Consider the following 13,677-nt stretch of genomic DNA (forward strand, 5'->3'; position numbering starts at 1 on the left):
GAAGCCCTGTCAGCTCAAAGCCTCTATTCCCTCAAACCTTCACCCTTCGTCGCCAGAAGAGAGGTCGCTTACCCCTCTCTCCCACTCTCCCCCACAAGGGGGGGAGAGAGCGCCGCTTGGTTCTCTTCAGAACCGACAATCCTCGAAAGCTCTGGCCGGACACTCCTGACCGGCCCTCTCCCCCCTTGTGGGGGAGAGTAGGAGAGAGGGGTGAACCCGGCCAGACACCGGCACGCCCTCAGCCCCAAGGCTCCAATCTTACCCCTTCACGCCCTGCCACGCCTCGACCAGGCGGCCGAATCTCCCGGCCATGTCCTCGATCGCTTCGGCGTCGCTCATCTCGCCCTTCAGCCAGCGCGCGGCGGCGTCGGCGAAGATGGTGCGTCCCACGGCGAAGCCCTTGACCAGCTTCGAGGTCGCGGCACTGCGGAAGGCCGTCACCAGTTGATCCTCGGGCGCTTCGAGGCCCAGGAGCACGATGCCGCGGCAGTAGCGGTCGTTGGCCGTGATGGCCTTTTCGATGTTGGCCCAGGCAGTCACGCTGTCCTGCGGTTCCAGCTTCCACCAGTCGGGCTTGATGCCCAGCGCATAGACGCGCTCGATGATGGACGACACCGTGGTATCCCCGAGCGGGCCGTGCTTGCCGGCGATGATCTCGATCAGCAGCTCGCGGCCCGAGGTGCGGGCGGCATCATAGAGGCGCAGCAGCTCGCGCTCCTGGCGGGCCTTCAGCTCGGCACTGTCATCGGGGTGATAGAAGCACAGGCATTTGATGGTATGGCCGATCGGCCATTCGGCAAGATGGCTGCCGAGGTCGGGCAACTGGTCGAAGTCCAGCGGGCGCGAACCGGGCTTCTCCACCGGGCGGCCGACCCAGAAATTCTGGTAGCCCGCCTTGTAGAGCGCCTTCTGGCCATAGGTGGAGTCGAGCAGCATGCCGAAGCCTTCGCGGCCGCCGGCGATCTTCACGGCGGCGTCGACGGCCAGCACCTTGAAGTCGGAGATCTTCTCGCGCGGCGCACCGACGCTGTCGGCGATCTCCTCCAGCTGGATGCGATGGTCGATCGCCAGCGCCACCAGGCTGTCGGGCTGGGCCCGGCGGGTGGTCGCCCAATGAATATGCTTGAGATCCTCGTCCTTGCGCAGCGCGCGCGTCTTCGAACCATGTTCGAGGAACCAGCTCAGTTCATCCCAGGTGGGATATTCCGGCGAGCACAGCAGGCGCGACACCGCAAAGGCGCCGCAGGCATTGGCCCAGGTGGCGCAGGTGGCGAGCGGTTCGCCCTTCAGCCAGCCGCGCAGGAAGCCGGACATGAAGGCGTCGCCGGCGCCCAGCACATTGTAGACTTCGATCGGGAAGCCCTGGCCGACGATGCCGTCCTCGAGGTCATCGGAGATCGGGCCGTCATAGACGATGCAGCCCATGGCGCCGCGCTTCAGCACGATGGTGGCCGGCGTCAGCGCGCGGATGGCCTTCAGCGAGCCCAGCACCGTGTCGGCGCCGGTGGCGATCATGATCTCTTCTTCGGTGCCGATGATCAGGTCGCAGTCGGTCAGCACGCTGCGCAGCTTGGCCGACACCGTGTCGGACTTCACATAGCGCTCGAAGCCGGCGTCATGGCCGGCAAGGCCCCAGAGGTTGGGCCGATAGTCGATGTCGAACACCACCTTGCCGCCGTGCTTCTTGGCCAGCGCGATGGCCTTGCGCTGGGCAGCGTCGGAGTTGGGGCGGGAGAAATGCGTGCCGGTCACCACGATCGACCGGGTCGAGGCGATGAAGGCTTCGTCGATATCCTCTTCGGCCAGCGCCATGTCGGCGCAGTCGGTGCGATAGAAGATCATCGGTGAAACGCCTTCGTCCTGCACGGCCAGGATCACCAGTGCGGTGAGGCGAGCCTTGTCGATGGCGATGCCCTGCGTCGATACGCCCTCGCGCGTCAGCTGCTCGCGGATGAAGCCGCCCAGCTGTTCGGCGCCCACGCGGGTGATCAGGCCCGACTTGAGCCCGAGGCGGGCGGTGCCGACGGAAATGTTGGCCGGGCAGCCGCCGACCGATTTGGCAAAGGAGGTGATGTCTTCCAGCCGCGATCCGATCTGCTGGCCGTAGAGATCCACCGACGACCGTCCGATCGCCACCACGTCGAGGGTCTTGGTCATGCGGGCGTCCTCCCGTCAAAAAGCTTCTTGTTTTTGCCCAGAAATCTCGTGCAGCGCTGGGGCGACCTAACCGCGACATTGAGCGCCGCCGTCATCGGGGCCGGAGTGACCAAACCGTGACATTGTCGCCCGACTTGGAACACCCGCTGCACGTCGAATTTCAATTCATATGTTCTCTATCTCATCAAAAACGGAATGTAAATTCTATTCCGGCTTTGTCCGACGCATCTCCGCAGTGCCCACGGTGAGTGACAGGGCGAGGGACATGGTGGCGGCCAGAGAACGGAAGCCCTCGAAATCGGCCTCGACCACCTCGAACCACACGCCTTTTTCCGGCACCAGCGGGCTGAACGGGCTGTCGGTGATCACGATCAGCGGCACATTCTGGCGGGCCACCTGGCGGGCGAAATCCACTGTCGCCGAGGCATAAGGTGTGAAGCTTACGGCGAAGGCTGCGTCCTTTGGTCCGGCGAAAGAGAGGGTTTCCACATCCGTGCCGGCGCCCGATCCGACGAGGACCGTCTTGATGCCGAGCTTGCCAAAAGCGTAGCTCATATAAGAGGTTATCGGAAAGGCGCGGCGCTGGGCGATGAGATAAATGGTCTCTGCGTCGGCCAGAAGACGGCAGGCTTCCTCGAGCGTCGCCGCGTCGACTCGGGCGCGCATCTGCTCGACGGAGCGGATGGCGGCTGACGAGAATCCTTCAATCAGAGCCGCGCCAACCGCGGGGCCGGCGGCGTGCGAGACCAGCGACTGCAGGCGGTCGTCATAGTTGGACGGCCGGTCGCGCAGGCGCTCCTGAAACACCGATTGCAGTTCGGTAAAGCCCTGATAGCCGAGCGCCTTGGCAAAACGCACCAGCGTCGAGGGCTGCACGGCTGCATTCTCTGCGATGGAGGCCGCGGTTCCGAAGGCGATATCGTCAGGAGATTCAATGGCATAAGCGGCGACTTGCGCCAGGCGCTTGGGCAGGGCGTCGCGCGAGGACACCAGGAGATCGCGCAAGGAGCGGAAATCCCGTGGCGGCTGAGAAGGGGAGTTGTCTGCCATGGCCTGTCCTTGCCCTATAATCGGAGTCATCCGGCGTCAAATCGGCTTTGGAGTGCTCGAACCCCGGCCGTTGTAAGGCGTCGTTGCAGCTTGACGCTTCCTTGTAATATGGAATATACGTTCCACGCAATGCAGCATCGGTTCCAAAATGCCGATATGCCCCAGGGAATGTCAAGGAAAAATCCCGACTACTGAAGTCCAACTTCTTGATATTCAACCATAATCAGACTTTTCCCCGTCAGGTTGCCACATTTGGCGCCGTCTTTGGGAGGATGAAGCAATGACATTGAAATTTGGTCTCCTCGGCGCCGGTCGAATCGGCAAGGTGCACGCCGGCGCAGTCGCCGCCACAGCCGGCGCCAAGCTGGTTGCCGTGGCTGACGCCGTGGCCGATGCTGCGGCCTTCATCGGCTCGTCCTATGGCGCCGAAGTGCGTTCGGTGGATGCCATCATGAACGCCAAGGACATCGACGCCGTCCTGATCACCACGCCCACCGACATGCATGCCGACATGATCGAGCAGGCTTCCAAGGCCGGCAAGGCGATCTTCTGCGAGAAGCCGGTGGATCTGTCGGTCGAGCGCGTCCGCAAGTGCCTCGACACCGTAAATGCCAACAATTCCGCGCTGATGATCGGCTTCAACCGCCGCTTCGATCCCAATTTCATGGAAGTGCGCGCCCGCATCGACGCCGGTGCCATCGGCGCCGTGGAGATGGTGTCGATCACCTCGCGCGATCCCAATCCGCCCCCGGCCACCTATGCGGCCCGCTCGGGCGGCATCTTCCGCGACATGACCATCCACGACTTCGACATGGCCCGCTTCCTCCTCGGCGAGGATCCGGTGTCGGTGTTCGCGTCCGCCTCCTGCCTCGTCGATCCGGAGATCGGCAAGGCTGGCGACGTGGACAGCGCCTCGATCATCCTCACCACCAAGACCGGCAAGATCGCGCAAATTTCCAATTCCCGCCGCGCGACCTACGGTTATGATCAGCGCATCGAGGTTCACGGCTCGAAGGGTCTGGTCTCCGCCGAGAATGTTCGTGCCACCACGGTCGAACTTGCGACGGCTGAAGGCTACAAGCGCGATCCGCTGCTGGACTTCTTCATGACGCGCTACACGCAGGCTTATGCCAACGAGATCGCGACCTTCATCAAGACGCTGGAAGCCGGCAAGGCGATGACCCCGTCGGGCGACGACGGCCTCAAGGCCCTGCTGATCGCCGAAGCGGCGCTGAAGTCGTCGAAGTCGGGCAAGGCGGAAGCTGTCGCCTACTGATTTAAGTATTTGAAAAATAATGAAAAAGGCGCGTTCGGCAAATCGCCGGGCGCGCCTTTTTCAATATCGGACGTAGGACGCGTCGAAGCTGGCGATGCAGGGCAGGCCGCCATAGCCGGGATCTTCCCACGGTCCCTTGATCTGGCCGCGCAGGGTGACGAAGCGGGTTGACGTGGTGATCGGCACCGGACTGCGACTGGTCACCCTGACCTGGGCCGAGGAGGTCCAGCCGGAGTCGCCGACGGCGGTGACGGTTACCTTGCGGAAATTGCTGTCGAATTCGGCGTTGGCGAGATCAAGCGCTGCGGCGTTGAGGTCATAGACCAGCGTCACCACCGCATGGGCGCCGTTGTCGCCGACATTGCGCGGCGAGTAGATCGAGCCATATTTCGAGCCCTTGGTCTGGTAGGCGCAGTGGTCGGTGGCGGTGAACACCACGGTGCCCCGAAAGCGCACCTGCGCGGCTTCGGCGGCTCCGGAAAATGAAACGGCGGCCAGTATGGCCGCCAGCGTCTTCTTGCAGGCAATCCCCATGCTCAGCTCCAGCCGCCGTAGATCGTCTGGTAGAATATGTGCTTGCCGATCTTGGCCTTTTTGGTGAACACCCCGGCCCAGTTCGGCCGCACATAGGTGGCGTGATAGTGGGTGGCGGTGCCGATGTCATCGAGCCAGACCAGCCCCGAAGTCACCTCGGCGGCGATCTTCTCGGCGCGGGCATAGGCGCCCTGGCTGTAGACCACGTCGCGGTAGCCGTCGCAGGCAAAGGAGAACTGGCACTGATTGTAGGCGTCCTTGTTCTGGTAGACGACGCCGCAGATCGTATCGGGATAGGCGGGATTCTTGACGCGGTTCAGGACCACCTGCGCCACCGCGACCTGTCCCTTGTAGGGCTCGCCGCGGGCTTCGAAATAGATGGCATTCGCGAGGCATTTCTGCTGCTTGGCCTCGTGAACCGAGGCGGGCAGGGGGTTCACCGCCCACCAGTGGTCGCCGGGGTTCAGCGTCGGCTTGGGCGGCGCCGGCTTGTCGCCGGGCAATGCGAACAAGGCGGCGAACATGTCCTGGCTCACCACCGAACTATCAGGCGCATAGGCCTGAATGAGTTCCGATGCGGCGCGATTGGTCACCGACGGCGCATAGCCGCGCGCCGGGTAGTTGGCCGCCACCAGCGTGGTGACATGCGGTCGCGGCGCGGGCAGGGGGATCGGGTCCAGGGCGGCCACCGCCGTCAATTCTGGCTTGGGGCTGATGAAGCGCGACAAAGCCAGAATGGAGAGCGGGGCCGACGAGGCCTCAAAGGTCATCGTCGGCAGGTCTTTGGGAGCTTCGAGGCGGCTGTGCTCGCTGCCAACCGACCCGGCATTGAAGCCGCGCTCCGTCGGTGGCGTGGTGACCGTCATGGGCAGATCGCCCTTCCAGCTGCGGTCGATGCGCTCTTCGTCCGGCACGAAGGCCGAGCCGTTGACGGCACCGGTCACAACTTCGCCAACCCCTTCAAGAACAACGCTTCCGCCGTTCATCTGGACGGTCACGGCGTTGGGGTTGACCTCGTCGAGGCGCGGCGCGACGACGGCGGTGGAGCCACCGGTTCCAGCCGTCACCGTCACCGCCCAGCGGGCGGCAGGGTCGAGGCGATCGAGGAACATCCCGGCCATGTCCTGATAGGCTACGCGGACGGGCGTGAGGAGATAGAGAGTGGCAGCCAGCCCTGTGATCAGCGCATAGCGCATGGAACTGGCGGCCACACTGTTACGGCGGCGACGCATCACAATCTTGTCCTCCGGTCGGGACAGTGCTGCTACAAGGATACGGACACGAGTTCTGTTTCCGACGGGATCGATGATGGCGGGTTAACCTTGCGAAGCCGTTAATCGGGACACGCCGTCCCCGGGAAAATGCGGAATCGTCGGGCGAGCAGATTTGCCACCAATTGCGCCTTGCAACGCGTGTTGGCGGCCATGGTAAACAGGGCAACAGGTCTATGCCGGGAATCTAGGGAGGGACAGGCACATGAACCCGTTCAAGGCGGTCGTCGTCGAACGTGACGAGGAGAAGCGGCAGTCGGTCAGCCTGCGCACCCTCACCGAAGCCGATCTGATGGAAGGCGACGTCACGCTGCGCGTCAGCCATTCGTCGGTGAACTACAAGGACGGCCTTGCTGTCACCGGCAAGCTGCCCGTCGTGCGCCGCTGGCCGATGGTGCCCGGTGTCGACGTGTCGGCGGAGGTGATCTCGTCGGCCGATCCGCTGTTCAAGCCGGGCGACCAGGTCATCCTCAACGGCTGGGGCGTGGGCGAGGCCCATCTCGGCGGCTGGTCGGAGATCATGCGCGTCAAGGGCGACTGGCTGATCAAGCGCCCGGCCGAGCTGTCCGCCTATGATTGCGCCGCCATCGGCACCGCCGGCTATACCGCCATGCTCAGTCTGATGGCGATCGAGAGCTATGGCCTGAAGCCCGCCGATGGTGCGGCGGTGGTGACCGGCGCGGCCGGCGGCGTCGGCTCCATCTCCCTGATGTTGCTGAAGAATGCCGGTTGGCACGTCATTGCCACCACGGGCAAGCTGTCCGAAGCCGATCACCTGCGCCATCTCGGTGCCGAAGAGGTGATCGACCGTGCCGAGCTGTCCGGCCCGGCCAAGCCGCTCGCCAAGGAGCGCTGGGTCACGGGCATCGACAATGTGGGTTCGCACACGCTCGCCAACGTGCTGTCCATGACCAAGGGCGAGGGCGCCATCGTTGCCTGCGGCAACGCGCAGGGCATGGACCTGCCGAGTTCCGTCGCCCCGTTCATCCTGCGCGGCGTGGCGCTGATCGGCATCAACTCGGTCACGGTGCCCCGGGCCAAGCGCGAGATCGCCTGGGCGCGACTGGCCAAGGAGATCGATCTCGCCAAGTTGCACCTCAACACTCGCAAGGTGTCACTCGATGGCGCCATCGAAGCCGGACGCGCCATCGCTGAGGGCAAGATCAAGGGGCGGGTGGTGGTGGAGGTGCAGTGACCTGACCGCGCAGGAACTTCTGATAGGCCAGGCCGACACCGACCAGCACGATGCCGAGGCCGATGAAGCTAAGGGCGCGCAAGGCTCCCGTCAGGCCGGCGGTGTCGATCAGGAACACCTTGGCCACAACGACAATGACAATGGCGGCGGCGACCTTGCGCAGATTGCGCGAGGCGCCGGCCACGCCGGCAGCCAGCACGATAAGACCGCTCAGCAACCAGGCGGCGGAGTAGGCGTAGAGCTCGGCTTCCTCCGGGTCGCCCCAGGAAAGATCGCCGCTGTGCCAGCCGGCGCGGACGGCCAGCGTGACCCAGATGCCCGCCAGCACGCCGCCCAGCCAGCCGCAGGCGCTGATGTAGCGCTCCGGCTTGTCCGGTCGCTTGCTCGCCAGCCAGCGGGCGATGAACAGCATGATCGCCGGAAAGAGATATCCGAGCAGCAGCGTGCCATCGAAGCTGCCGCCAATGATGTACTCGCCGGTTAGCAGCGGATTTTCCAGGACAATCAAGCCGATGGCCGAAGCCAGCAGGCCGAGGCCGCCGAGCGCGAGGCTTCCCTTGCCGAAGACCACGCTGTTGCGGCGGATGTTGAGCCAATGCAGGCCGAAGGACACCGCCAGGAAGCTCATGGTCAGCAGGCTCTGTTCGGCCAGACCGGACACGCCGGCGAACACGTCGCCATGATTCATGCCGTGGTGGATTTCCATGACGACGGTCAGCGTCGTGTAGATGACCGCCAGGGCCTCGAACACCGGCACCCAGAAGCCGTCGTCCCGGGTCTTGCCGAAGCGCCAGGCGGCAAAGGCGAAGGAAGCGGCCGGCACGCCGTAGCCATAGAGCAGCCAGTTGAAGATCGGCGTCGTGCCGAGGTCCGGTCCGCCGATGCTGGGATCGGCGGCGATGCGCAGCGACACCGCCAGGGCAAGCAGCGCGCTCGTGAAGCGCAAGGCCTTGACCGGGCGGTAGGATTCGACCCAAGCGATGGCCGGCACCATCAGCGCCAGCACGATGGTGAGCGCGCCGCGTTCAAGGACGAAGGCGGCAGCGGCCCCCAGCGCACCAATGGCGCCGATGGCGTTCAGCGCGATGGCGCCGTCGCGCGAGGGGGTGGTCTCCGGCAGGCGGCGCAACAGATACTCGGTCACCGAGCCGAGGTAGAAGGCGAGGATCAGGCCGAGCAGGCTGAAGGCGGGGCTCGGCGTCAGGTAGTCGGTGCGCACATAGGCGACCACCAACAGGCCAAGCGGCGTCATGGCGCCGGCGGCGGCGAGCCAGCTGCGGCCACGGGCGAAGATCGCGCCGGCCAATCCTGCGGCGGCGAAGGCCAGGCCGAGGAAGATGCCCATGCCATGGAAACGGCTGCTTGCCGTCGAACGCAGGAACTCGGGCAGGCCTGGCGCGATCGGATCGCCGGAGGCGGCTGTGGTGGCGTCGACCAGAACCTCATAGGGCAAGGCAAAGGCGGCATAGCCGAGCACGGTGGCAAGCGTCGCCGTCACCGCCAGCGTGCGGACGGCGGGCCATTCGCTGGCTAGCGCCAGCAGGGCAAGGCCGTAGGCGCCAAGCAGGACGGGCGCCAGCATGCCCTCGGCATAGGCTTCCTGGAAGATCAGCACCGGCAGTGCGAACAACGTGACGCAAAGCATTGCAATCACGTCGTGTTTGGCATCCGCCGATCGATTGCGCGGGTGGATGCTGGCGACGAAGACATAGGCCGTCAGCGCCGTTGCGGCACTGATGTAGAGGGCCACGGACAGTTGATCGCCGAAGGTTGCCTCGGCCAGCATCAGTAGAGCCCAGACTGCGGCGCCCACCGTCGCGGTGATCGCCAGCCAGCGCCAGCTCCTGAGTCGTGCCACAGCCAGCGTGGCTGCGGTGACGATGAGGAGATAGACCGCCAGCGCTGCGATGGCCGGCGCGTTGGACGAGACCAGCAACGGCGTCGCATAGGAGGCGGCGAGGCCGAGGGCGGCGAGGGCCGGGCCGTGCAGCAGGGCCAGCGCCAGGGTCGCCAGGGCAATCAGCGCCAAGGCGGCAAAGGCGACGAAGGTGCCGATGAAATCGTAGAGCGCATAGGCGGCGTAGACGTCGGCGAAGGCCGCGACGATGCCGGCGGCGGTGAGCACGCCCGGTACATAAGCGCGGCGCTGGTTCTCGGTGGGGCCGTCGGCAAAGCCGGACCGGCGCAGCGCTTCGCCGCCGCCGAGCAAGGCCAGCGCGAAGAGCAGGCCGAGGGCGATACGTGCCGCCGGCCCCAGCAATCCGGCCTCGATCGAGTAGCGAACGAGGAAAATGCCGCCAAGCCCGAGGGCGAGACCGCCGACCCAGACGGCCCAGCGCGTGCCGATGGTTTCTTCAAGCGATGCCTTGGGTTTCGGCGGTTTCGAGCTGACGCTGTCGTTCTGTGCGGTGGCGGTCGGGATTGCCGCTTCCGGTGTGGCGATATGGTCCGGCGCTGCGACAGGTTCCGGTGCCACCTCGGTTTCGCTCTCGGCGAGGTCTGCTGCCGGAATCGGTGCGTCTTGCTGCGCCTGGCCCTTGATCACGACGCCTGCGGCCAGCTGCCTGCGCAGCCGCGTCAGTTCGACCTCTGCGACGGTCAGGCGCGCGCTGAGGCTTGAGGTTCGGATGAAGGCGACGAAGCCGAGAAGGGCACCGATGACCAGGATGAGTGCGGCCAACGCCGCCAGGGCCAAGATATCGTCCATTACCGCCCCAAATGCTGAAAGCCCGGTGGATGCTAGCGCATTTCCGGGCTCAGGAACATGGTGTGTCGGTTGGTCGTCTCAGGCGCGGCGGCGATCGCGCGCCTTGGCGTCCGGGCGATCTTCGCGGATGGCCGGCATCACCTCCATCACGCGGGTCGGCGGGAAGGTGATCAGCACTTCGGTGCCTTCCCGAAGTTTCGAGCGCAGATCCAGTGTTCCGCCGTGCATCTTGGCCAGCGCCTCGCAGATCGGCAGGCCGAGGCCGGTGCCCTGTTCGGCGGTCTTGATGGCCAGCGAGCCCTGGCCAAAGGCCTGCATGACAATGGGGATCTCGTTCTCGGGAATGCCCGGGCCGTTGTCCTTGACCGAAACATATTGCCCGCCGCCGGCGGTCCAGCCCAGGCGGACGCGGACTTCTCCGCCGTTCTGGGTGAACTTGACCGCGTTGGACAGCAGGTTGAGGACGATCTGCCGGACGGCGCGTTCGTCGGCCCAGATTTTCGGCAGATCGGGCTCGAACTGCTCGATGACCGTGATGTTCTTGTTCTTGGCCCGCAGCTTGATCAGGTGGTGGCAGTCCTCGACGACCATGGCGAGGTTGACCGCTTCCTCCTGCAGCTGATAGCGGCCGGCCTCGATGCGCGACAGGTCGAGGATCTCATTGATCAGATTGAGCAAATGCTTGCCGGAGTTATGGATGTCGACGGCATAGCCCTTGTAGTGCTCGTTGCCGATCGGGCCGAAGACCTCGCCCATCATGATCTCGGAGAAGCCGAGCACGGCGTTGAGCGGCGTCCGCAGTTCGTGGCTCATGGTCGCAAGGAAGCGCGACTTGGCAAGATTGGCTTCCTCGGCCCGACGGCGGCTGTCGTCGGAAACGGCCTTGGCCTGCTCGAGTTCTGCGATCAGGGCGTCCTTCTCGGCGCGGAACTCCATGGCGGTAAGCGCCGTGGCGTGCAGTCGGTAGGCCAGCAGGATGAAGAAGCCTTCCGCCAGGGCCATGAAGGCGGCCATGGTGTAGCCGACGAGTGCGTCGCCCGTCGCCAGGCGCAGCGCACCGATCAGCGCCATGGGGATGGTGCCGGCGACCACTGCGCTTGGCAGGTTGCTCGCGACCATCGCGTTGATGGCGACCGAGGTCAGCAGGGCGCCGAAGATGTAGACGCTGGTGTCCTGCGAGAAGGTTCCCGGCAGGAAGAACAGGACCGCAAAGAAGGTTCCGTAGAGGGCTTCCGCAACGATGAACTGCCGCTTCCACATGCGCAGGTTCACGTCATTGGCGGGGAGGGTGATGAAGCGGCGCCCGATCAGGCCGTTCATCACGTGAACCGACATGCAGAAGATGAACCACAGGCCGACGAAGCTGTAGTTGATCCAGTAGGTCGCGGTTCCCCCAAGGGCGATCAGCAAAATGGTCTGCGCGAGCCAGCTGGATTGCCTGTTGCGGGCGTATTCGAGAAGAATCTCGAAATCAAAGGCTGGGCGCGTGCCGGAGTCGGATGAAAGCCGCTCGCGGACGTCCTTGACGGCAAGCGACACGTCCCGCCGGCGATTGGCTCGCTGACGGTTGAGCATTGTACGGCTGGCCGTGCTTTCTACGGGCGTGTCGGTCATGCGCGAGGACAATCCTTGCCAAAGTCGGTCAAATCCTACGGGGCTTTCCCTAAAACTCGGTTCCTAGTCATGGTTAATGATTTTTTTTACCGCGCATTGGATATGAAAAACGGAATTTTTTGGAAAAAATTTCTGTTTCAGGCTTGATTTGTTTTCATGGTTGGAAAATAATTCCGTCAAATCAGGAGGGCGCCATGCTCGATCGTCTCGACAAGAAGATCCTGTCCATCATTCAGGATGATGCCACAATTCCCGTTGCTGAAATTGCCAAGCGCGTCGGCTTGTCGACAACGCCCTGCTGGCGCCGAATTCAGAAGCTCGAAGAGGATGGAGTCATCCTGCGCCGGGTTGCGCTGCTGGATCCCAAGGCGGTGAACACCAAGGTCACGGTTTTCGTCTCGATCGTGACCAATCAGCATTCGGAAGAATGGCTGAAGCGCTTTGCTGAACTTATCCGCGAGTTTCCCGAAGTCGTCGAGTTCTACCGCATGAGTGGTCAGGTAGACTACCTATTGCGCGTCGTTGTTCCGGACATCGAATCCTATGATGCCTTCTACAAGAGGCTGATCGCCAAGATTGAGATTAGCGATGTATCCTCAGCATTTGCGATGGAACAGATAAAGTATACTACGTCTCTTCCATTGTCTTACATTCAGCTGGAGAAGGACAAGCCTGTGTGATCACATGGGCGTGTAACAGTAAACTTTGCGACAGTCTGAATGATCAAGTGTTGCAAATTGCATCACTGCCTAAAATGACGCGTTTTCACTGACTGGTATTTGAGCTATCTTCCTTGGATTCCGCCAAAGGCCTTATACTGAAGGTCAGGGTGAGGATTTGTCAGGAACCGTGGTCATGAGTGAAAAGCCGGAAAGCGCGGAAATGATCGATCCTTTCGGACGACAGGTTTCCTATCTTCGGATATCCGTGACCGATCGGTGCGATTTCCGCTGCGTCTATTGCATGGCGGAGGACATGGTCTTCCTGCCCAAGAAGGACCTGCTGACCCTTGAGGAGCTTGACCGGCTCTGTTCGGCCTTTGTCGACAAGGGTGTGCGCAAGCTGCGCATTTCCGGCGGCGAGCCCTTGGTGCGGCGCGACATCATGGTGCTCTTCCGGTCGCTGTCGCGGCATCTCAAGTCGGGCAAGCTTGAGGAACTGACCGTAACCACCAATGGCACGCAGCTCGGGCGCTTCGCTTCGGAACTGGCGGACTGCGGTGTTCGCCGCATCAACGTGTCGCTCGATACGCTCGACCCTGCCAAGTTCCGCCATATCACCCGCTGGGGTGAGCTCGACAAGGTGCTGGCGGGTATCGAGGCGGCGGAGCGGGCCGGCATCAAGATCAAGCTCAACACCGTCGCCCTCAAGGACTTCAACGACGCCGAGATTCCGGGCATGCTGCGCTGGGCGCATGAGCGCGGCCATGATATGACGCTGATCGAGACCATGCCGCTCGGCGAGATCGAGGCGGATCGGACCGACCAGTATATCTCTCTCGCCTCCCTCCGGGCGAAGCTCTCCGACGAGTTCACCTTCGAGGACATTCCCTACAAGACCGGTGGTCCGGCGCGCTATGTGCAAGTGCGGGAGACCGGTGGGCGGCTCGGCTTCATCACGCCCATGAGCCATAACTTCTGCGAAAGCTGCAACCGCGTGCGCGTCACTTGCACCGGCACGCTCTATATGTGCCTTGGTCAGGACGATGCCGCCGACCTCCGGGCTCCCTTGCGGGCGTCCGAGGGCGACGAGTTGCTGAAACTGGCGATCGACGAAGCGATCGGCCGCAAGCCCAAGGGCCATGACTTTGTCATCGACCGCGTGCGCAAGGCGCCGGCGGTGGCGCGCCACATGAGCACGACCGGCGGCTGAC

Annotated in this window: 10 protein-coding genes; 4 read left to right on the forward strand and 6 right to left on the reverse strand. The window is 63.6% G+C overall.

Annotation, left to right across the window (positions count from 1 at the left end):
* Positions 1-258 precede the first annotated feature (258 nt).
* Positions 259-2,157 carry a bifunctional 5-dehydro-2-deoxygluconokinase/5-dehydro-2-deoxyphosphogluconate aldolase gene (locus L2I41_RS00005; RefSeq protein WP_237151440.1) on the reverse strand — a complete coding sequence of 633 codons (1,899 nt, stop codon included), beginning with the start codon at positions 2,155-2,157 and terminating at the stop codon, positions 259-261.
* A gap of 204 nt (positions 2,158-2,361) precedes the next feature.
* Complete coding sequence (locus tag L2I41_RS00010; RefSeq protein WP_237151441.1) at positions 2,362-3,207, reverse strand: MurR/RpiR family transcriptional regulator; 846 nt, start codon at positions 3,205-3,207, stop codon at positions 2,362-2,364.
* 280 nt (positions 3,208-3,487) lie between these two features.
* Here L2I41_RS00010 and iolG point away from each other — a divergent pair, with 280 nt between their 5' ends.
* Positions 3,488-4,483, forward strand: coding sequence for an inositol 2-dehydrogenase (iolG, locus tag L2I41_RS00015; protein ID WP_237151442.1), 996 nt, complete (start codon positions 3,488-3,490; stop codon positions 4,481-4,483).
* A 60-nt stretch (positions 4,484-4,543) separates the two neighbouring features.
* Here the strand turns inward: iolG and L2I41_RS00020 are convergent, their stop codons facing one another.
* Together L2I41_RS00020 and L2I41_RS00025 are read right to left on the reverse strand one after the other, a co-directional pair.
* Positions 4,544-5,017 carry a hypothetical protein gene (locus tag L2I41_RS00020; RefSeq protein ID WP_237151443.1) on the reverse strand — a complete coding sequence of 158 codons (474 nt, stop codon included), beginning with the start codon at positions 5,015-5,017 and terminating at the stop codon, positions 4,544-4,546.
* Positions 5,018-5,019: 2 nt separating this feature from the next.
* Positions 5,020-6,249 (reverse strand): cell wall hydrolase, encoded by a 1,230-nt coding sequence (locus L2I41_RS00025; RefSeq protein ID WP_237151444.1) that lies wholly within the window; start codon positions 6,247-6,249, stop codon positions 5,020-5,022.
* A 244-nt stretch (positions 6,250-6,493) separates the two neighbouring features.
* Between L2I41_RS00025 and acuI the strand changes: the two genes are divergently transcribed.
* Positions 6,494-7,483: an acrylyl-CoA reductase (NADPH) gene (gene acuI / locus L2I41_RS00030; protein WP_237151445.1), complete on the forward strand. Its 990-nt coding sequence runs from the start codon at positions 6,494-6,496 to the stop codon at positions 7,481-7,483.
* Here the strand turns inward: acuI and L2I41_RS00035 are convergent.
* Together L2I41_RS00035 and L2I41_RS00040 are read right to left on the reverse strand one after the other, a co-directional pair.
* A complete protein-coding gene (locus tag L2I41_RS00035) occupies positions 7,452-10,190 on the reverse strand; it encodes a DUF2339 domain-containing protein (protein ID WP_237151446.1) in 2,739 nt (912 codons plus the stop codon). The genes acuI and L2I41_RS00035 overlap by 32 nt on opposite strands.
* Positions 10,191-10,268: 78 nt before the next feature.
* Positions 10,269-11,804: a sensor histidine kinase gene (locus L2I41_RS00040; protein ID WP_237151447.1), complete on the reverse strand. Its 1,536-nt coding sequence runs from the start codon at positions 11,802-11,804 to the stop codon at positions 10,269-10,271.
* 194 nt (positions 11,805-11,998) lie between these two features.
* Here L2I41_RS00040 and L2I41_RS00045 point away from each other — a divergent pair, with 194 nt between their 5' ends.
* Positions 11,999-12,484: an Lrp/AsnC family transcriptional regulator gene (locus tag L2I41_RS00045; RefSeq protein WP_237151448.1), complete on the forward strand. Its 486-nt coding sequence runs from the start codon at positions 11,999-12,001 to the stop codon at positions 12,482-12,484.
* Between the two features lie 175 nt (positions 12,485-12,659).
* Positions 12,660-13,676: a GTP 3',8-cyclase MoaA gene (gene moaA, locus L2I41_RS00050; protein WP_237151449.1), complete on the forward strand. Its 1,017-nt coding sequence runs from the start codon at positions 12,660-12,662 to the stop codon at positions 13,674-13,676.
* Position 13,677: the final 1 nt, after the last annotated feature.

Source organism: Oryzibacter oryziterrae, from assembly GCF_021864535.1.
GTDB classification, from domain to species: Bacteria; Pseudomonadota; Alphaproteobacteria; order Rhizobiales; family Pleomorphomonadaceae; genus Pleomorphomonas; species Pleomorphomonas oryziterrae.

Coding starts and splice junctions, on each gene's coding strand:
- L2I41_RS00005 (WP_237151440.1), bottom strand. CDS start 2,157: ATGACCAAGACCCTCGACGTGGTGGCGATCGGACGGTCGTCGGTGGAT.
- L2I41_RS00010 (WP_237151441.1), bottom strand. CDS start 3,207: ATGGCAGACAACTCCCCTTCTCAGCCGCCACGGGATTTCCGCTCCTTG.
- iolG (WP_237151442.1), top strand. CDS start 3,488: ATGACATTGAAATTTGGTCTCCTCGGCGCCGGTCGAATCGGCAAGGTG.
- L2I41_RS00020 (WP_237151443.1), bottom strand. CDS start 5,017: ATGGGGATTGCCTGCAAGAAGACGCTGGCGGCCATACTGGCCGCCGTT.
- L2I41_RS00025 (WP_237151444.1), bottom strand. CDS start 6,249: ATGCGTCGCCGCCGTAACAGTGTGGCCGCCAGTTCCATGCGCTATGCG.
- acuI (WP_237151445.1), top strand. CDS start 6,494: ATGAACCCGTTCAAGGCGGTCGTCGTCGAACGTGACGAGGAGAAGCGG.
- L2I41_RS00035 (WP_237151446.1), bottom strand. CDS start 10,190: ATGGACGATATCTTGGCCCTGGCGGCGTTGGCCGCACTCATCCTGGTC.
- L2I41_RS00040 (WP_237151447.1), bottom strand. CDS start 11,804: ATGACCGACACGCCCGTAGAAAGCACGGCCAGCCGTACAATGCTCAAC.
- L2I41_RS00045 (WP_237151448.1), top strand. CDS start 11,999: ATGCTCGATCGTCTCGACAAGAAGATCCTGTCCATCATTCAGGATGAT.
- moaA (WP_237151449.1), top strand. CDS start 12,660: ATGAGTGAAAAGCCGGAAAGCGCGGAAATGATCGATCCTTTCGGACGA.